This is a genomic window from Streptomyces sp. NRRL S-920 (assembly GCF_000717945.1).
In the GTDB taxonomy this organism is placed as follows: Bacteria; Actinomycetota; Actinomycetes; order Streptomycetales; family Streptomycetaceae; genus Streptomyces; species Streptomyces alboniger.
On the sequence record NZ_JODF01000011.1, the window covers coordinates 15727 to 33535 of the forward strand.

Annotated in this window: 17 protein-coding genes; 9 read left to right on the top strand and 8 right to left on the bottom strand. The window is 72.6% G+C overall.

What is annotated here, in order from left to right; translation table 11 throughout:
• Complete coding sequence (locus IG54_RS0110600) at positions 1-3324, bottom strand: ATP-binding protein (RefSeq protein WP_030780513.1); 3324 nt, start codon at positions 3322-3324, stop codon at positions 1-3.
• 179 nt (positions 3325-3503) lie between these two features.
• Here IG54_RS0110600 and IG54_RS0110605 point away from each other — a divergent pair, with 179 nt between their 5' ends.
• Positions 3504-4307, top strand: coding sequence for a site-2 protease family protein (locus IG54_RS0110605; protein WP_030780516.1), 804 nt, complete (start codon positions 3504-3506; stop codon positions 4305-4307).
• On the opposite strand, the gene IG54_RS0110610 is transcribed toward IG54_RS0110605, so the two are convergent.
• The 3 genes from IG54_RS0110610 to IG54_RS0110620 all read right to left on the bottom strand — a co-directional run bounded on the left by IG54_RS0110610 (position 4297) and on the right by IG54_RS0110620 (position 6406).
• The gene (locus IG54_RS0110610; RefSeq protein ID WP_030780518.1) at positions 4297-4494 is read right to left on the bottom strand and encodes a hypothetical protein; all 198 of its coding nucleotides are present in this window, start codon (positions 4492-4494) and stop codon (positions 4297-4299) included. The two genes, IG54_RS0110605 and IG54_RS0110610, sit on opposite strands and share 11 nt — an antisense overlap.
• Before the next feature lie 80 nt (positions 4495-4574).
• The gene (gene npdG, locus IG54_RS0110615; RefSeq protein ID WP_030780520.1) at positions 4575-5291 is read right to left on the bottom strand and encodes an NADPH-dependent F420 reductase; all 717 of its coding nucleotides are present in this window, start codon (positions 5289-5291) and stop codon (positions 4575-4577) included.
• A gap of 20 nt (positions 5292-5311) precedes the next feature.
• A complete protein-coding gene (locus tag IG54_RS0110620) occupies positions 5312-6406 on the bottom strand; it encodes a sialidase family protein (protein WP_030780522.1) in 1095 nt (364 codons plus the stop codon).
• A 79-nt stretch (positions 6407-6485) separates the two neighbouring features.
• On the opposite strand from IG54_RS0110620, the gene IG54_RS0110625 reads away from it, so the two are divergent.
• Positions 6486-7115, top strand: coding sequence for a hypothetical protein (locus IG54_RS0110625; RefSeq protein ID WP_030780524.1), 630 nt, complete (start codon positions 6486-6488; stop codon positions 7113-7115).
• Between the two features lie 144 nt (positions 7116-7259).
• On the top strand, positions 7260-8534 hold the full coding sequence (locus IG54_RS0110630) for an MFS transporter (protein ID WP_030780527.1): 1275 nt from the start codon (positions 7260-7262) through the stop codon (positions 8532-8534).
• A 26-nt stretch (positions 8535-8560) separates the two neighbouring features.
• Here IG54_RS0110630 and IG54_RS39200 read toward each other — a convergent pair whose 3' ends face one another.
• The gene (locus tag IG54_RS39200; RefSeq protein WP_051819420.1) at positions 8561-9529 is read right to left on the bottom strand and encodes an RICIN domain-containing protein; all 969 of its coding nucleotides are present in this window, start codon (positions 9527-9529) and stop codon (positions 8561-8563) included.
• A gap of 286 nt (positions 9530-9815) precedes the next feature.
• Positions 9816-10043, bottom strand: coding sequence for a hypothetical protein (locus IG54_RS0110640; protein ID WP_030780531.1), 228 nt, complete (start codon positions 10041-10043; stop codon positions 9816-9818).
• Between the two features lie 61 nt (positions 10044-10104).
• Here IG54_RS0110640 and map point away from each other — a divergent pair, with 61 nt between their 5' ends.
• Together map and IG54_RS0110650 are read left to right on the top strand one after the other, a co-directional pair.
• Positions 10105-10962 carry a type I methionyl aminopeptidase gene (gene map / locus IG54_RS0110645; RefSeq protein ID WP_030780533.1) on the top strand — a complete coding sequence of 286 codons (858 nt, stop codon included), beginning with the start codon at positions 10105-10107 and terminating at the stop codon, positions 10960-10962.
• A gap of 203 nt (positions 10963-11165) precedes the next feature.
• Entirely contained in the window at positions 11166-11834 is a 669-nt protein-coding gene (locus IG54_RS0110650; protein ID WP_030780535.1) for a heme oxygenase (biliverdin-producing), read from the top strand.
• Here IG54_RS0110650 and IG54_RS0110655 read toward each other — a convergent pair.
• Entirely contained in the window at positions 11798-12535 is a 738-nt protein-coding gene (locus IG54_RS0110655) for a PhzF family phenazine biosynthesis protein (protein WP_078593953.1), read from the bottom strand. The two genes, IG54_RS0110650 and IG54_RS0110655, sit on opposite strands and share 37 nt — an antisense overlap.
• A 186-nt stretch (positions 12536-12721) precedes the next feature.
• Between IG54_RS0110655 and efeO the strand changes: the two genes are divergently transcribed.
• Genes efeO through IG54_RS0110675 form a run of 4 tightly spaced genes read left to right on the top strand, consistent with a single transcriptional unit; the run spans position 12722 to position 17039 of the window.
• A complete protein-coding gene (efeO, locus tag IG54_RS0110660) occupies positions 12722-13885 on the top strand; it encodes an iron uptake system protein EfeO (RefSeq protein ID WP_030780539.1) in 1164 nt (387 codons plus the stop codon).
• Between the two features lie 15 nt (positions 13886-13900).
• Entirely contained in the window at positions 13901-15148 is a 1248-nt protein-coding gene (gene efeB / locus IG54_RS0110665; protein WP_030780541.1) for an iron uptake transporter deferrochelatase/peroxidase subunit, read from the top strand.
• 3 nt (positions 15149-15151) lie between these two features.
• Complete coding sequence (efeU, locus tag IG54_RS0110670; RefSeq protein WP_030780543.1) at positions 15152-16000, top strand: iron uptake transporter permease EfeU; 849 nt, start codon at positions 15152-15154, stop codon at positions 15998-16000.
• A gap of 37 nt (positions 16001-16037) precedes the next feature.
• Positions 16038-17039, top strand: coding sequence for a hypothetical protein (locus IG54_RS0110675; RefSeq protein WP_030780546.1), 1002 nt, complete (start codon positions 16038-16040; stop codon positions 17037-17039).
• Positions 17040-17074: 35 nt separating this feature from the next.
• On the opposite strand, the gene IG54_RS0110680 is transcribed toward IG54_RS0110675, so the two are convergent.
• The gene (locus IG54_RS0110680) at positions 17075-17800 is read right to left on the bottom strand and encodes a bifunctional DNA primase/polymerase (protein ID WP_030780548.1); all 726 of its coding nucleotides are present in this window, start codon (positions 17798-17800) and stop codon (positions 17075-17077) included.
• Positions 17801-17809 lie beyond the last annotated feature (9 nt).

A 17809-nucleotide genomic window follows, 5' to 3' on the forward strand; every position in this document is an offset into this window, starting at 1 on the left:
TCATACGGTGCACAGGGCGGCGGCCTCGTCGAGAGTGAGGCCGCCGCCCTCGGCGTAGGCGGCCTCGTACGCCTCGGCGCCGAGCACGGCACGGGCGACCCGGGTGGCGCCCTCGTAGATGTCCCGTTCCGTCGCGTTCAGGAAGTGGTCCGCCGGCTGCTCCCGGTCGGCCACGGCGAGCAGCCGGGCGGCGTCCCCCGCGCGGCCGCCGCCGTCGAGTTCCGCCAGCGCGCGGGCCGCGATCCGCAGCTGGACGGCGACGCCTTGGGGCGCGATCACCCGCGACAGCGGTGTGCGGGCCTCCTCGATGGCCGCGCCGGCCGCGGTGACGCCCTGCGCGTACCGGCCGCCCAGCGTGTCGAGCCAGGCCTGGAGGCCCAGTACGAAGCTGTCGAAGACCGTGTAGCCCACCACGGTGAACTCCTCGCGCAGCCGCCGGATGTGCTCGTGCCCCTCGTCGACGCGGCCGGTGCGGCCGAGCACGCCGACGAGGAAGAGCCGGGCGGCGGGCACGGCCTCCCCCATGTGCGCGCGGCCGCTGTTCGCCAGGACGTCGCGCAGGATTCTCTCGCCCCGCTCGAAGGTGTCCGGCGACTCCGTGAGGACCGAGCCGAGGCGCGCCTTGAGCACGGCCGCCTGGCTCTGGGCGCCGAGCTGTTCGGCGTAGGTGATGGCGGCCTCGAAGTCCTCGGCCGCGAGGGAGAACTCCCCGCACCGCTCGCGTGACTCGCCGCGCGCGGCGAGCGCCTCCGCGATGCCCCAGGCGTCCCCGATCCGTTCGAAGCCCCGCAGCGCCTCGTCGGCGTCCTCGCGTGCCTCGCCCGCCCAGTCGGTGTGGTTGATGAGGATGTTGGCGCGCAGTTGCAGGGCGGCGGCCAGTTCCCAGGCGTAGCCGAGTCCGCGGCAGGTGTCGACGGTCCCGTCGAGGGTGGCGCGCAGCAGCTCCGCGTCACCGCCGAGCATCACGGCGAAGAACCAGAGGCTGCCCGGTGTGCGGCAGGTCTGCGGCAGGCCGGGGCGGTAGGCGGCCCGGATGCCCCGCAGCCGCTCCTCGGCCTCCTCGGTGCGCCACGCGTCCATGTCCATGTCCATGCAGGCGAGGTCGAGCAGGCGCACCCCGCGGCGTGCCTCCGCGAGGACTTCGGGCCGCATGGGCGGGGGCTCGGCCGTGCACGGCTCGTACAGCGGGGGTGCGGGGGTGACGGGCGGGGCGAAGGGGTCGGGGCCGAGGGTCATGACGTCGCGGGCCCAGTTGCGGGTCTCCAGGCGCAGGCCGCGGATCTCCCAGAACCAGCACAGGGACAGGACCAGACAGAGCGCTTCCTGCTCGTCGCGCGCGGCCACGGCGTGCCGCAGGGCGGTGCGCAGGTTCTCGTACTCGACTTCGAGGCGCTCGACGGCGGCGAGCTGGCCGCGCCCGCGCAGTTCGGGGTCGGTGGTCCTCGCGACCTCGCGGTAGTGCACGAGGTGCGCGCGCTCGGCGCCGGTCCGGTCGCCCGCCTCGTCGAGGCGTTCGCCCGCGTACTCGGCGACGGTTTCGAGCAGCCGGTAGCGCATGCCCGCCCCGGCCACGGGTGAGGGGGCGGCGACGACGAGGGACTTGTCGACGAGTGAGCCGAGCACGTCGGCGACGTCGTACGGACCGCCCTCGCCCGCGCAGACCGCTTCCGCCGCCGCGAGGTCGCAGCCGCCCGCGAAGACGGAGAGCCGCCGCAGGACGGCGCGTTCGGGTTCGTCGAGCAGGTCCCAGGACCAGTCGACGACGGCCCGCAGGGTCTGCTGGCGGGGCAGTACCGTGCGGGCGCCGTTGGTGAGCAGGCGGAAGCGGTCGTCCAGGCGGTCGGCTATCTGGCGCGGGGTGAGCATCCGCAGGCGGGCCGCGGCCAGTTCGATGGCGAGCGGCAGGCCGTCGAGGCGCCGGCAGATCTCGGCCGCGGCGGCGGGGTCGTCGTCGACGGTGAAGCCGGGTCTCGCGGCGGCCCCGCGTTCGGCGAGCAGGCGCACCGCGACCGGTTCCGGCAGCGGCTCGACGGGGCGCGTCAACTCGCCCGGTATGCCGAGGGGTTCGCGGCTGGTGGCGAGGACGGCGAGGCCGGGGCAGCGGGCGAGGAGTTCGTCGACGAGGCGGGCCGCGGCCGCCACGACGTGCTCGCAGTTGTCGAGGATGACCAGCATGCGGCGCCCGGCGCAGTGCTCGACGAGCCGGACGACGGGGTCCTCGCCGTGCCGCTCCGACATGACGCGCATCTCTTCGGCGCCGGCGCCGCGCAGCACGGTCTCGCGGGCTCCGAGCGCCGTGAGTACGGCCTCGGGCACGTCGTCCGGGTCCTCCACGGGGGCGAGTTCGGCCAGCCACACTCCGTCCGCGAAGCCCGCACCGACGCTCTCGGCGGCCTCCTGCGAGAGGCGTGTCTTGCCGGCGCCGCCGGGTCCGAACAGCGTGACGAGCCGGGCCCGCGCGAGGTCGCCGCGCAGGGCGTCGATATCGGCCTCGCGCCCGACGAAGGAGGTGAGGCGGGCGCGGAGGTTGCCGGGCACGCGCGGCGCGGGTCGGGCGGGCGGCGCCGCGGGGCCGGCCGGTGGTGGTGCGGGCTCGGCCGGTGCCGGTACGCGCAGCAACTCCTGGTGCAGGGCGCGGAGTTCGGCCCCTGGGTCGACCCCGAGCCGGTCCGCGATCCCGCGTCGTACGCCTTCGTAGGCGGCGAGTGCCTCCGCCGGGCGGCCGGCGTCCCGCAGCGCGCGCAGACGCAGGGCCTGGAGCGGTTCGTCGAGGGGGTGGGTGCCGCACAGCGCGGTGAGTTCGGGCAGGGCCTGTTCCGCCTGGCCGAGGGCGAGGGCCGCGGTGAGCCTGGCGCGGCGGGCGTCGTGGCGGCGGGCCTGCCAGCGGGCGGCGTCCGCGGTGCGGCCCGGCAGGTCGGTGAGGGCTTCGCCGCGCCACAGCGCGAGCGCGTCGTCGAGCAGGGCGGCCGCCGTGGCCGGGTCGCCGTCGGCGAGGGCGCTACTGCCCTCGCCGGCCAGCCGGTCGAAGCGGAACAGGTCCACGTCGTCGGGGCTCGCGTCCAGCCGGTAGCCGCCGTCCGCCGAGACGACGGCGTCGGCGCCGAGGGCTCTGCGGAGCCGGCCGACCAGGGCCTGGAGGGCGCCGGGGGCGTCGGCGGGCGGTTCGGCGCCCCATACGTCGTCGACCAGGGCGGGTACGGGGACCGCTCGTCCCGCGCGGAGGGCGAGTGCCGCCAGCAGGGCGCGCAGGCGCGCGCCACCCACCGGGACGGGGGTTCCGTCGGGGCGGGCGGCTCGGGTCGGCCCAAGGACGCGGTAACGCACCGGCCCATTGTCCCTTTGTCCGTGCTCCGCGCCGCCGCCGCGCCGCCGCCGCCGCGCCGCGTCCACGGCGCCGCTCCCCGACCCTCCCCGGAACCGGCGGGCCCGTGCCGGACGTTTCCGGCATACGACCGCTTCGGTCTGGGCACGTTCTCCGTACGAGACCCCAGGAGCCCCGCCCCATGACCACCGCGCAACTCCGCAGCAGCGACCGGCGGATCAGCCCCGTCTTCATCGGGATCGCCGCCGTCACGGCGGTATCCGGCTGGGCCACCTGGACCGGCTTCGCGAGGTTCCCCGGGCTCGCCGTGTTCCTGTTCGTGACGGCCGCCTGGATCGTCTCGCTCTGCCTGCACGAGTACGCGCACGCGCGCACGGCCCTGCACGGCGGCGACATCTCGATCGGCGCGAAGGGCTACTTGACGCTGAACCCGCTCAAGTACACGCACGCGCTGCTGAGCGTCGTACTGCCCGTCCTGTTCGTGATCATGGGCGGGATCGGTCTGCCGGGCGGCGCGGTCTTCATCGAGCGGGGCCGGATCCGGGGCCGCTGGCGGCACAGCCTGATCTCGGCGGCGGGCCCGCTGACGAACGCCCTGTTCGCGGTGGTCTGCACGGCGCCGTTCTGGCTGGACGCCCTCGACGGCGTGCCGGACGCGTTCCGCTACGCGCTCGCGTTCCTCGCCCTGCTCCAGGTGACGGCGGCGATCCTGAACTTCCTGCCGATCCCGGGCCTGGACGGCTACGGGGTGATCGAGCCCTGGCTGTCGCACGGGATCCGCCGCCAGGTGGAGCCGTTCGCGCCGTTCGGGCTGCTCGCGGTCTTCGCCGTGCTGTGGATCCCGGAGGTCAACCACACGTTCTTCGACGCGATCGACGCGGTCCTGCGCGGTCTCGGCGTCGACGACTCGGACACCTACTGGGGCCGGGAGCTGTACCGCTTCTGGGAGGGCACGCAGGACGTCCCGCGGCCGGTCAGTTCGTAGCTCCGGCGGTGGCGGCCGCGTCGCGCCGGAGCTTCGCGCGCCGCAGGTAGAACCACGCCATGTTCGACGAGAGGCCCGCGAGCAGCACCCATACGACGCCGAGCCAGCTGCCCTGCGTGAAGGAGAGCACGGCGGCGACGACGGCGAGCGCGCAGACCACGAGGGCGTACAGAGCGAGGCGGGGCATGGGGGTCGGCTCCTGTCGGGATGAAGCGGGTGTTGCGTCGGTGACGTGCCCCTCCAGTGTCCCCCATGCCCGCCCGCGCCCTACACGTCGGTGACCCGCAGCCCCGCGTGCGCCTTGTAGCGGCGGTTGACGGAGATCAGGTTGGCGACCAGGGACTCGACCTGGTGGGCATTGCGCAGGCGTCCGGCGAAGACGCCGCGCATGCCGGGGACTCGGGCGGCGAGCGCCTGCACCACGTCCGTGTCGGCGCGGCTCTCGCCGAGGACCATCACGTCGGTGTCGATCTCCTCGATGGCGGGGTCCTGGAGGAGCACGGCCGACAGGTGGTGGAAGGCGGCGGTGACGCGGGAGTCCGGCAGAAGGGCGGCGGCCTGCTCGGCGGCGCTGCCCTCCTCGGGCTTGAGGGCGTAGGCGCCCTTCTTGTCGAAGCCGAGCGGGTTGACGCAGTCGATGACGAGCTTGCCGCTCAGTTCCTCGCGCAGGGCTTCGAGGGTCTTGCCGTGGCCGTCCCACGGCACGGCGACGATCACGATGTCGCTGCGCCGCGCGCACTCCGCGTTCTCGGCGCCCTCGACGCCGAGGCCAAGATCGTCGGCGGCGGCCCGCGCCCGCTCGGCCGCGCGGGAGCCGATGATCACCTTCTGGCCCGCGCGGGCGAGGCGGTAGGCGAGGCCGCGCCCCTGGTCGCCGGTGCCACCGAGGACGCCGACGACGAGCCCGGACACGTCGGGCAGCTCCCAGGGGTCCTTGGCCGGGGCCTTGGCGGGGGCGTTCTGCGCACTGTCTGTAGAGGTCATGGGCTGACCCTACTCACCGGTCACAGGCGGTCAGGTGAGTTCACCAGTTCGGACACCGGGATCCGCCGGAACGTGATCGTCTCGTACGCGCTGAAGTCCCCCGTCTCGTAGAGCAGCCCGACGCTTTGCTCGTCGAGGCGTACGAGATCGGAGTAGGCCGCCGGGAGACCGTCGACGGTGTGGGCGGCCTCCCAGGTGGTGCCGCCGTCGGTGGAGCGGCGCACGGTCATCAGGGCGCGGAAGCCGGGGTCGGCGGGACCGGAGAAGAGGAGCACGTCGGGGTCGCGCAGCTGGAGGACGCTGCCCTCGACGACGGGGCCGGTGAGGGACGCCTGTGGGCGGAAGGGTTTGACGAGGCTGCGGCCGCCGTCGCGGGAGTGGGCGTCGGCGCGGTTGCCGGGGGCCGGGGAGTCGTTGCGGGTGTTGACGTACAGGCGGCCGTCGGGGAGTTCGGCGGCGGTGGTCTCGTTGACGTTGATGTAGCCGTTGGTGTTGTCGTCGATGTAGCCGAGGCGCCAGGTGGCGCCGGAGTCGTCGCTGAGCAGGCAGTGGCCGCCGTTGTACTTGCCCTCGGTGCCGTTGTCCGTGCCCGTCGGGGGCAGGGAGTGGTTGGCGGGGACGACGACGCGGCCGCCGGTCAGCTGGATGGCGTGTCCGGGCGTGGTCGCGTACCAGCGCCAGTTCGCCCGCTTCACCTGGGCGGTGATCTCGCGCGGGGCGGACCAGGTGAGGCCGTCGTCGTCGCTGTGCTGCACCCAGACGCGCCGTCCCGCGGCCGCGGAGACCTTGCCGCGGCGGATGGCGTCCTCGGTGGCCGCGGCGGCGTTCCTGACGTGCACGAGCAGGATGCGGCCGGTGGTCAGGACGACGGGGGCGGGGTTGCCCGCGAGGTCGGCGCCGTTCTTGCCGACGACCTGGAGGGGGCCCCAGGTGCGGCCGCCGTCGGCGGAGCGCTTGAGGACGATGTCGATGTTGCCGAAGTCCTCCGAGGAGCCGACGCGGCCCTCGCAGAACGCGAGGACGGTGCCGGAGGCGGTGGTGACGACCGCCGGTATGCGGAAGCTCGCGTATCCCTCGCGGCCCGCACGGAAGGGAACAGACGTCTCATAAGTCATCCACCGCTTTTCCCCACCCCGGGGGAATTCCCGGTGAACTCCGGGTCACGACTGGCCCGTTCGGGCAGGATGCGACGCCATGGACGCCGTACGGGTCGCGCTGCTGCGCGAGGTGCTCGCGGGGACGGAGTGGCTCGGCGCCACGCGCCGCTTCGCGGGGGCCCTGCGCTCGTCCGTGGTGCCGCACGGCGGCGGACTGCTCCTGGTGGGCACGCGGGCGTACGAACCCTGGCACCTGGCCGCGCACCTGGTGGACGAGGCGGCCTGGTCGGGCACGCCCGAGCTGACGCCGACGCTCGTACGCCACCGGGTGCTCGGCTCGGATCCCGCGCATCTGTCGGCCGGGCTCGGCCGGATCGAGGCCGCGCGGCGCGGCGAGACGCTGCTGGTGGTGGCGCCGGACGCGCCGGACACGGAGTTGCTCACGCGCGTGAGCGACGCGCGGCGGGCGGGGGCGACCGTGCTCGCGCTCGGCTCCGGGGACCGGGACCTGAGCGCCCTGGCGCACGAGGCGCTGGCCGTCCCCGGGGCGGCGGGCGGGCCGGAAGGTGCCACGGGCGCCGATCTCGACCTGGACACCGTGCAGCACCTGGTGAGCGCGGCGGCCGGGGAGAACGCGCTGCCGGTGGCGCGGGGCCGCCGGCGCTTGCGCGACCGCCTCTCGCGCCTCGCCGACCAGTTGACGTCGCCGCCGCCGACGCGGTGGTGAGGGCGGGCGGTTCCGCTTTCGCGGGCGGTTCGGATTGCCGCGTACGGTTCCCATTGCCGCGGGCGGTTCCGATTGCCGCGTACGGTTCCGGCGCCCGGTAAATCGGTTGCCCGGGGCGCCGGTCGCCGCTGAGCATGACTTCTCGTGCCTCTCTCCGCGATTCTGCCCGACCTCTCACCCTGGCGCTCCACCCGGGACTTCCGGCTGCTGTGGGTGCAGGGACTCGTCACGAACTTCGGCACCTTCATGGCGCTGGTCGCCCTGCCGTTGCAGATCAAGGAGCTGACGGACTCGCCGGTCGCCGTCGGGGCGATGGGGGCGGTCGAGCTGATGCCGCTGATCGTCTTCGGGCTGTACGGCGGGGCGCTCGCCGACGCCGTGGACCGCCGCAAGGTGATCCTCCTGACCGAGGCGGCGCTGGGCCTGCTGGCCGTGATCCTCCTGGTCAACGCGTTGCTGCCGACGCCGCTGCTGTGGCCGCTGTACGTCGTGGCGGCGGGCGTCGCGGCGCTGGCCGGGCTCCAGCGGCCCGCGCTCGACTCACTGCTCGCGCGGATCGTGCCGCACGACCAGCTGACGGCCGCCGCCGCGCTGAACTCGTTCCGCTGGAACGTGGGCGCGATCGCTGGCCCCTCCCTCGCGGGCCTGGTCGTCGCCTATGCCGGGCACGCGTCCGCGTACGCGGTGACGGTCGTCGGCTTCGCCGTCTCGGTCCTGCTGTGCACCCGGCTCTCGCCCGCGCCCGCCGCGCACGACGCGCCGAAGCCGTCGCTGAAGGGCCTCGCGGAGGGCGCGCGGTACGCGTGGTCGCGGCCGGTCCTGCTGGGGACGTACGCCATCGACATGGCGGCGATGTTCTTCGCCTTCCCGAACACGGTCTTCCCGTTCCTCGCGGACGAGCTGGACGCGCGGTGGGCGCTCGGTCTGATGTACGCGGCGGGGGCGGTCGGCTCGCTGCTGCTGAGCCTCACCAGCGGGTGGACGTCGCGGGTGCGGCGGCACGGGCTGCTCGTGGTGTTCGGGGCGGCCGGGTGGGGGCTCGCGATCACGGCGGCGGGCTGGTTCTCGAACGTGTGGGTGGTGCTGGGGTGCCTGGCGCTCGCGGGCGCGGGGGACATGCTGAGCGGGCTCGGCCGCTCCACCATCTGGAACCAGACGATCCCCGACGAGCTGCGGGGGCGGCTCGCGGGGATCGAGGTCCTGTCCTACAGCGTCGGGCCGCAGCTGGGTCAGGTCCGCGCGGGCGCGGCGGCGGGCTGGACCGGGACGCGGTCCGCCATCTGGTCCGGCGGCCTCGCCTGTGTCGCGTCGGTCGCCGTCCTCGCGGCGGTGCTGCCCCGGCTCATCTCGTACGACGCCCGGACGGACGCCGACGCGAAACTCCGCCGCGAGCAGCCCGCCGGGTCGGCCACGCCCTAGGGCGTGGCCGCGAAGTCGCGCCCGCGTCACTCGGCGTCGATGTAGAAGACCTGGTCGGCGCGTTCGGTGCAGGGCTCCTGTTTGGCCGCGGCGCCCTCGGTCGTGGCGCTGTTGGTGATGCCCACGCAGAACTTCCGCTCGGGTGTGTAGAGCGTGTGGATCCGGTAGGTGTTGGGCACCGGCGTCTCGACCGCCTCGATGTAGAAGACATTGGCCCCCGCGCAGTCGGTCGTGGTCTCCAGCAAGTCGGGCACCGTGCTGAAGGGGAACACCATGAGGCAGCGGATCCCCGCCTGCGTGCTGTGCCACTGGATCTTGAAGAGGCCGTTGCCCTGCGGGAGCAGATAGGTGCGCGGCGTCGTGGCCTGCCCGCACGAGCGCTGTACGGCGACCGGGACGCTCAGGATGCCCGCGCGCCCCTCGGTCAGGCACTTGTCGGGCGCGCTGGCCGGACGGAGCTTGACCCAGCCCTCCTGGAGGCCTCGGAAGGTGCCCTGGGTGAAGTTCGCGCCCGGCTGCTTGTCGCAGGTCCACTGGCGCAGCGCCGTGCCGTCCGCGGTGGCGGAGCCGGTGACCTCCAGGCACTTGCGCGGGCTCGCCGTCATCGGCTGGATCAGCGCGGCGTCACCGTGGTTCTCGAACAGGAAGCTCATGCCGGGCCGGTCACCGCAGTCCGCCTGCACGATCGCGGCCCCGCTGTCGGCGCTGGAGTTCTCCACCGCCAGGCACTTGCCGCTGAGGCCGCTGACGATCTGCACCGCCCCGCTGTGGGCGGAGGACTCCTTCAAGTACCACAGCGCCCCCTCACGCCCGGCGCAGCGCCGCTGCTTGACGCGCTCGCCGCTCTCCTGGGTGGCGACCTCCAGGCACATGCCGGTGTGGGTCGCGGCGATGTTGATCCGCTGGCTCGAAGCGGAGGCCGCGGCCTCGGCCGACCGGCCGCCGAACGGCAGCAGGGCCGAGGCCAGCGCCAGGACGAGGGCCAGGACGAACATCGGGGCAAGGGCCGGAGCGTGGGTCGGGGCGGCCGGGTGCGGACGGGATAGTGGAGGGGACAGCGGGCGGGACAGCGGGCGGGATAAACGGAACCTCAGCATGTAGCTCTCCATCCCTGGGGGATCGAGCCCGCGCGGCGGGGCCCCGGGCTGGGTGGCCCGACCCACCGCGGACGCGGGCGTGGCGGCGCCAGATGCTGCCCGCTCCCACTGATGCCGGGCTGACGCGGGCCGCGACGCCGCCCGCGCCGCGGCCTGCCCTGCGATCCCGGAAGACCCCGGCGGCCTACTCCTCGTCGCTCCGGGTGGCCGAGTCATGCCACCGGGGGTCGTTCTCCCACTGGAGATTGCGCTCCGCGGCCGTCCTCATCGCCTGCTCCGCCTCCACCCGCGAGGCGTAGGGGCCCATCCGGTCCTTGCCGGGACAGTCGGGGCCCTCCTCCACCTTCCGGTGCTCCAGGCAGTAGTACCACTCCCCCGGCTTGCCGACCGTCCGCTTCTTGAACAGTGCCATCTCCCGCTCCTCTCATTCCTGACGCCATGGTGCCCCGAGACGGCTGGCTAGACTCGCTGGCATGTCTGGCCAGTCACTGCTCGTCCCAGGGGAGCTTTCCCCCGTCCGTTCCGTACCCGGCAACATCCGGCGCCCGGAGTACGTGGGGAAACCCGCCCCCACCCCGTATACGGGGCCGGAGGTGCAGACCCCCGAGACCATCGAGCTGATGCGCACCGCGGGCCGCATCGCCGCCCGCGCCATGGAAGAGGCCGCGAAGCACATCGCGCCCGGTGTGACCACCGATGAGCTGGACCGCGTCGCGCACGAGTACATGTGCGACCACGGGGCCTACCCCTCCACGCTGGGCTACCGCGGCTTCCCGAAGTCGCTGTGCAGCTCGATCAACGAGGTCATCTGCCACGGGATCCCGGACTCCACCGTCCTGAACGACGGCGACATCATCAACCTCGACGTCACGGCGTACATCGGCGGCGTGCACGGCGACAACAACGCCACCTACCTCGTCGGTGACGTCGACGAGGAGTCCAAGCTGCTCGTCGAGCGGACCCGTGAATCCCTCAACCGCGCCATCAAGGCCGTCAAGCCCGGCCGCCAGATCAACATCATCGGCCGCGTCATCGAGTCGTACGCCAAGCGCTTCGGCTACGGCGTCGTCCGTGACTTCACCGGTCACGGCATCAACACGTCCTTCCACTCGGGCCTGATCGTCCCCCACTACGACAGCCCGCACGCGACGACCACCATCCAGCCCGGCATGACGTTCACGATCGAGCCGATGCTGACGCTCGGCACGCACGAGTACGACATGTGGGAGGACGGCTGGACCGTCGTCACCAAGGACCGGAAGCGGACCGCGCAGTTCGAGCACACCCTGGTGGTGACGGAGACCGGGGCGGAGATCCTCACGCTGCCCTGAGGTCCGGCGAGGGTTCCAGCGCGGGTTCCAGTGATGGTTCGGTGAGGGTTCCAGCGATGGTTGCTTGATCCGGGAACGGGTAGCGTTTTTACCGACAGGACGTCGGGAACCGGTTGACTTAGGTAAGCCTAAGTTGCATGATCTCCACACGGTCGCACCGGTTCCCGCCGTCCCGTCCCCCCGGCTCCCCCTGGAGGCCCCGCATGGACACGCCGCGCACGCCGTTCTCGACGGTCATCCGCACCGCGTCGCACGAGCAGCACACCGAGGCCGAGACCTCGACCTTCATGAGCGACCTGCTCGGCGGCAAGCTCGGCGTCGACGCCTACGCGCGCTACACGGAACAGCTGTGGTTCGTGTACCGCGCCCTGGAGGACGGGGCCGAGGCGCTGGCCGCCGATCCGGTCGCGGGGCCGTTCATCCAGCCCGAACTGCTGCGCGTACGCGAGCTGGAGCGCGACCTCGCCCATCTGCGGGGCGCCGACTGGCGCGCGGGCCTCACCCCGCTGCCCGCCACGGCGGCGTACGCGGCACGGGTCGAGGAGTGCGCGCGCACCTGGCCCGGCGGCTACGTCGCCCACCACTACACCCGCTACCTCGGCGACCTCTCCGGCGGCCAGATCATCCGCGGCAAGGCCGAGCTGACCTGGGGCTTCGCGCGCAAGGGCGATGGCGTGCGGTTCTACGTGTTCGAGGAGATCCCGAACCCGGCCGCCTTCAAGCGGGCGTACCGCGAACTGCTCGACGGCATCGACGCGGTCGTCACGGACGAGCTGGAGCGCAAGCGGATCGTGGACGAGTGCAAGCGCGCTTTCGCTTTGAATACGGCGGTTTTTCAGCAGCTCGGGCAGGAGTTCCCGCTGAGCGCGTGAGCGAGCCGCACCCTCCCGCCCACCTCGATCGCGCCGTCCGGACCCGGCGCCGTCAGGATCTGTGAGCCGCGGCCCTGCGTGATGTTCAGGGCGCGGCCCAGTTCGTGGCTGAGCAGCAGGGCCGCCGCGCCCGTCGCCTCGTCCTCGGTGATGCCGTCGTCCCGGCCGGGGAACGCCCTCGCCCGGATCCGCCCCGCGGCCTCGTCCTCCCACGCCCAGGCGTAGATCCACTCCCCCGGCGGCGGCACGTCGAGGGCGTCCACCTCCGCCGCCGTCCCGTACCGCCGCAGCGTCCTCGGCTGCGCCCACCGCGCGTACGCCGTGATCCAGCTGAACTCGCCGTCGTGGCGGGCCTGGACCACCCCGGCGGGGGTGAGGAGTTCCGGCACGTCGAGCAGCCAGGCCGTGCCGACGCAGGGGTGCCCGGCGAAGGGGAGGCGCAGGGTCGGGGTGTAGATGTCGATGGCACCCCGCTCGGGGTCGTCGACGAACACCGTCTCGCTGAAGCCGAGCTTCGCCGCGAGGGCCTGCCGGTCCTGCCGCGCGCGCATCCGGGCCCCGTCGCGCACGACGCCGAGTTCGTTGCCGTGCCGGCCGTCGGGCCCGCAGAAGACACGTACGACGTCGAAGGGCCCGGATCCGTCGTGGTCGTACGGGCCGGATACGTCGAATGCGCCTGCCGCGCCGAGTGGTTCAGTCACCCGGGCATTGAAGCATCACGCCGCCGCGGCGCCCCGCCTCGCACCGTGCGGCCCCGCATGAGAGCGGAATCACGGAACGGGTGGGTATCTCCAAGGTAAGGGTCGGTTAAGTTAGGTCGGCCTCACTGGTATGCGGTGGGGCTCGATGTCTGTCCGTGACCCGTCTTGGAGCCCTCTATGCGATCCGTGCGACCTGCCCGCCTGTCCGTCGTCACCGCCGTCGCCACCGCGGCGGCCCTGACCGCCGTCACGGGCTGCACGGAGAAGAGCGACGCGAAGGGCGGCGCGAACAGCGTCAGCGTGACCGCCACCGACGACGCGTGCGAGGTCTCCAAGAAGGAGCTGTCCGCCGGGCACGTCGAGCTGGCGATCGAGAACAAGGGCTCCAAGGTCACCGAGGTCTACATCCTCTTCCCCGACGACCGCATCGTCAGCGAGCGCGAGAACATCGGCCCGGGTACGAAGCAGCGGCTCACCGCCGAGGTGAAGGCCGGGTCGTACGAGATCGCCTGCAAGCCCGGTATGAAGGGCGACGGCATCCGTCAGAAGATCACCGTGACCGGCGGCGGCAAGACCGCGAAGCGCGACCCCCGCCTGGACAAGGCCGTCGCCGCCTACCGCGAGTACGCGCAGCAGCAGGCCGACGCCACCCTGCCGAAGGCGAAGGTCTTCACCGACGCCGTGCGCAAGGGCGATCTGGCGGCCGCGAAGAAGGCGTACGCCGACTCCCGCATCGGCTGGGAGCGCACCGAGCCGGTCGCCGAGTCCTTCGGTGACATCGACCCGAAGGTCGACGTCCGCGAGGACGGCCTGGAGGAGGGCCAGGACCTGGCGAAGGACTGGACGGGCTGGCACCGTCTGGAGCGGGCCCTGTGGCAGGACAAGAAGATCGGCAAGCGGGAGAAGGAGCTGGCCACCCTTCTCGACAAGGACCTGCTGGACTGGCAGAAGCGCGTCGGCAAGGCCGTGATCACCCCGACCTCCATGGCCAACGGCGCCAAGGAACTCCTCGACGAGGTCGCCACCGGCAAGGTGACCGGCGAGGAGGAGCGCTACTCCCACACCGACCTCGTCGACTTCAAGGCCAACGTCGAGGGCGCGGAGAAGTCGTACGAGCTGCTCAAGCCGGTGGCCGCCGAGAACGACCCGAAGCTCGCCAAGGAACTCGACAAGCAGTTCGCGGCCCTGGACAAGCTCCTGGAGAAGTACCGCGAGGGCGGCAAGGACTCCTACGACTTCGTCTCGTACGACAAGGTCGGCAAGGCGGACCGCAAGGACCTGCAAGACGGGGTGAACGCGCTCGCGGAGCCCCTGTCGAAGCTGGCCGCGGCCGTAGTGAAGTCCAAGTAGCGGCAAGGGGGAACGATGGCTGAGGACAACACCCGCCCGCCGTCCCGGCGTTCGCTGCTCGGCTGGGGCGGCGCCGGGCTCGCGCTCGGCGCGGCCGCGGCGGGCGGCGCGGCGGCGATGGCCCGCTCCGGTGACGAGGCGGTGCCCGCCGGTGACACGGGGGCGGCCGTCCCCTTCCACGGCGCGCACCAGGCCGGCATCGCGACCGCCGTCCAGGACCGGCTGCACTTCGCGGCGTTCGACGTGCGGACCGACGACCGCGAGGAGTTCGTCCAGCTCCTCAAGGACTGGACGAGGGCCGCCGCGCGGATGACCGCGGGGCACACGGTCGGCGAGGGCGCCCATGGCGGGCTCGCCGAGGCGCCGCCGGACGACACCGGTGAGGCGCTCGGACTCAAGCCGTCCCGGCTGACGCTGACGATCGGCTTCGGCCCCTCGCTGTTCGAGAAGTTCGGCCTCTCCGAGCGGCGCCCCAAGGCTCTGGTCGACCTGCCCAAGTTCCCCGGCGACAACCTCGACAAGGCCCGCAGCGGCGGCGACCTGTGCGTGCAGGCCTGCGCGGACGACCCGCAGGTCGCCGTGCACGCCATCCGCAACCTCGCCCGCATCGGCTTCGGGAAGGTCGCCGTGCGCTGGTCGCAGCTCGGCTTCGGCAAGACCTCCTCCACGACGCCGGACGCGCAGACCCCGCGCAACCTCTTCGGTTTCAAGGACGGCACGCGCAACGTCTCCGGGCAGGACACCTCGGCGCTCGCCAAGCACGTGTGGGTGGGCGAGAAGGACGGGCCGGACTGGATGGCGGGCGGCTCCTACCTCGTGGCGCGGCGCATCCGCATGAACATCGAGACGTGGGACCGCACCTCGCTCGGTGAGCAGGAGGACGTGTTCGGCCGCGACAAGGGCGAGGGCGCCCCGGTCGGCAAGGCCAAGGAGCACGACGAGCCGTTCCTGAAGGCGATGAAGCCCGACGCGCACGTGCGGCTCGCGCACCCCGACGCCAACGACGGGGCGACGCTCCTGCGCCGCGGCTACTCCTTCACGGACGGCACCGACGGCCTCGGCCGCCTGGACGCGGGGCTGTTCTTCCTCGCCTACCAGCGGGACGTGCGCACCGGTTTCATCCCGGTCCAGCGCAATCTCGCGCGCTCCGACGCGCTCAACGAATACATCCAGCACGTGGGTTCCGCGGTCTTCGCGGTTCCGCCGGGCGTCCGCGACAAGGACGACTGGTGGGGCAGGGGCCTGTTCACCGGGGAGGCGTAGCCGATGTTCGGCAACTATCTGATCGGCCTGCGCGAGGGCCTGGAGGCCAGCCTGGTCGTCTGCATCCTCATCGCGTACCTGGTGAAGACGGAGCGGCGGGACGCGCTCATACCCATCTGGAGCGGTATCGGCGTCGCGGTGGCGCTCGCGCTCGGCTTCGGCTGCGCGCTGACCTTCGGCTCGCAGGAGCTGACGTTCCAGGCGCAGGAGGCGCTCGGCGGCACGCTGTCGATCGTCGCTGTGGCGCTGGTGACGTGGATGGTCTTCTGGATGCGGCGCACGGCACGGCACTTGAGGGCCGAGCTGCACGGCAAGCTGGACTCGGCGCTTCGGATGGGCACGGCCGCGCTGGTGGCCACCGCGTTCCTCGCGGTGGGCCGGGAGGGCCTGGAGACGGCCCTGTTCGTGTGGGCGTCGGTGCGGGCCTCCGGCGACGGTTCGCACGGGCCGCTGCTCGGCGTGCTCCTCGGGCTGCTCACGGCGATCGTGCTGGGCTGGCTGTTCTACAAGGGCGCGGTCCGCATCAACCTCGCGAAGTTCTTCACGTGGACCGGCGCGATGCTCGTCGTCGTGGCGGCGGGCGTCCTCGCGTACGGCGTGCACGACCTCCAGGAGGCGGAGTTCGTCGGCGGGCTCCAGGACAAGGCGTTCGACATCAGCGCGACGATCCCGCCGGACAGTTGGTACGGCACTCTCCTGAAGGGCGTCTTCAACTTCCAGCCGGATCCGACGGTTCTTCAGGTCGTGGTCTGGCTGCTGTATCTGGTCCCTACGCTGCTCTTCTTCTTCGCCCCCGCGCGGTCGGCGGCCAAGCCCCCCACCGGGGCCGAGGCGGCCGTGCGGCCCCGGTAGGGTTCGGGCCCGGGAAGGGCGTAGGTGAAGGGACCCCATGAGTAAGGTGCGCAGGCTTCGCGGTGTCCGCCGTCCGGTCGCGGCGGCGGCGACGGTGACCGCCCTGTCGGTGACGGGGACCGGTTGCGTGACGGTGCACGGCGAGCGGGAGGTCGTCCCCACGGCGACGAGGGCCGAGGCCGCCGGGGCGCTGAAGGACTTCCTGGCCGCCTACAACAAGGCGGAGAAGACGTACGACCCGGCCGCGGACGCCGCCCGCGTCACCGGCCCGCTGGGCGCCATCAACCAGGCGGGCCTGAGGTCGCGGCAGATCCAGCACCCGAACGGCAACCCCGGGGCGACGCCCCTGAAGCTCACGGACGTCACGTACTCGATCCCGAGAAAGGCCGGTTGGCCGCGCTGGTTCGTGGCCGACACCAAGGCGAACCGGACGGTCGGCGGCCGCAAGGACGTGCGCTGGCTGTGGGTCTTCACCAAGGGCGGCAAGGACCAGCTGTGGCAGGCGTCCTATCTGAACCTCGTGGCGGCCGGCAAGGTGCCCGAGCTGAAGAAGGACAAGGACGGCTGGGCGGTGCCCGTCGAGGCCGGGGCGGCGAATCTGGCCGTGGCTCCCAAGGACTTGGGCAAGACGTACACGACGTTCCTGAAGTCGGGCGGCGACGCGTTCGCGCCCGGTGACCACACGACGAAGTGGAAGGCGATCCGCGACCGCAACACCAAGCGGCTCGGGGTGGGCGTGCGGTACCTGGACTACCCGATGCACTCCGGCGCGTTCGCCCCCGTGGGGCTGCGTACGCAGGACGGCGGGGCGATGGTCTTCTTCGCCACGCACCACTACGAGAACCAGACGGCCGCCAAGGGGGTCGACCTCAATCTCGACGCGGACGTGAAGGCCCTGTTGAAGGGCGAGGCGAACCAGTCGGTGACGCTGGAGCGCGTCTCGAACCAGGTGGTCCTGGACCCGGCCGGGTCGGACGGCGGGAAAGTCGCGTTCCTCGGCCGCATCCAGGGGCTCACCGGCGCGAAGGGCGAGCAGTAGCACGCCCTTCGGCACAGGCGCTCAGCCCACGTCGCTCAGCCCCGCAGCGGCCAGGCGGCGACGTCCTGCTGCGGCTCCCCCGCGACCCGCGCGCATTCGTCGGTGAGCGTCTCCAGGAGTGTCAGCGGGTCCGGCAGCGGGTGTTCGGGGCCGCGCACCCAGCGCACGCCCTGGTCACCGGGGAGCTTGGCGGGCGGCACCAGTACGTAGGAACCGCGGCAGTGCCAGCGCAGGCCCGGGTGCTCGTCCATCGTCTCGGGGTGGCAGTCCAGCTCGCAGGGCCACCACTCGTCCTCGTCCTCGGGGGTGCCGCGGGTGGCGGTGTAGAAGAGCATCCGGTCGTCGCCCGACTCGGCGACGGGGCCGACGTCGATGCCCGCCGCCAGGAGCCGCCGCAGGGCCTCGCGCCCGGCGTCCATCGGCACGTCGAGGACGTCGTGGACCATGCCGGTCGCGGTGATGAAGTTCGCCTGGGGCTGGTGGCGGGCCCAGCGCTCGATCTGGCCGCGGTCGGTCGTGGACTGCGTCTGCCAGGCGAAGGAGACGGGGTGCCGTGCGGGGGTGGGGCAGCCGATGCGGTCGCAGGAACATCGGTAACCCGAGGGATACGCGGCCGGGGCGAGCGGCAGGCCGGCGCCCGCGGCGGCCAGCAGCAGGTCCTCCCGGGCCCGGTCATCGGCCGTCGTGTCCTTGGGACGCCGGCGAAGCCACTGGGAAATCCTGCCCTGCCCGCCGGACCGGCTGCCGAACTCCGCGCCCATCTAGCCCCT

What these genes read in the sequence shown, in the direction of transcription:
- IG54_RS0110605 (WP_030780516.1), top strand. Translation starts at nt 3,504, where the DNA reads ATGACCACCGCGCAACTCCGCAGCAGCGACCGGCGGATCAGCCCCGTC.
- map (WP_030780533.1), top strand. Translation starts at nt 10,105, where the DNA reads ATGTCTGGCCAGTCACTGCTCGTCCCAGGGGAGCTTTCCCCCGTCCGT.
- IG54_RS0110640 (WP_030780531.1), bottom strand. Translation starts at nt 10,043, where the DNA reads ATGGCACTGTTCAAGAAGCGGACGGTCGGCAAGCCGGGGGAGTGGTAC.
- efeB (WP_030780541.1), top strand. Translation starts at nt 13,901, where the DNA reads ATGGCTGAGGACAACACCCGCCCGCCGTCCCGGCGTTCGCTGCTCGGC.
- efeU (WP_030780543.1), top strand. Translation starts at nt 15,152, where the DNA reads ATGTTCGGCAACTATCTGATCGGCCTGCGCGAGGGCCTGGAGGCCAGC.
- IG54_RS0110610 (WP_030780518.1), bottom strand. Translation starts at nt 4,494, where the DNA reads ATGCCCCGCCTCGCTCTGTACGCCCTCGTGGTCTGCGCGCTCGCCGTC.
- IG54_RS39200 (WP_051819420.1), bottom strand. Translation starts at nt 9,529, where the DNA reads ATGTTCGTCCTGGCCCTCGTCCTGGCGCTGGCCTCGGCCCTGCTGCCG.
- IG54_RS0110625 (WP_030780524.1), top strand. Translation starts at nt 6,486, where the DNA reads ATGGACGCCGTACGGGTCGCGCTGCTGCGCGAGGTGCTCGCGGGGACG.
- npdG (WP_030780520.1), bottom strand. Translation starts at nt 5,291, where the DNA reads ATGACCTCTACAGACAGTGCGCAGAACGCCCCCGCCAAGGCCCCGGCC.
- IG54_RS0110650 (WP_030780535.1), top strand. Translation starts at nt 11,166, where the DNA reads ATGGACACGCCGCGCACGCCGTTCTCGACGGTCATCCGCACCGCGTCG.
- IG54_RS0110620 (WP_030780522.1), bottom strand. Translation starts at nt 6,406, where the DNA reads ATGACTTATGAGACGTCTGTTCCCTTCCGTGCGGGCCGCGAGGGATAC.
- IG54_RS0110680 (WP_030780548.1), bottom strand. Translation starts at nt 17,800, where the DNA reads ATGGGCGCGGAGTTCGGCAGCCGGTCCGGCGGGCAGGGCAGGATTTCC.
- IG54_RS0110675 (WP_030780546.1), top strand. Translation starts at nt 16,038, where the DNA reads ATGAGTAAGGTGCGCAGGCTTCGCGGTGTCCGCCGTCCGGTCGCGGCG.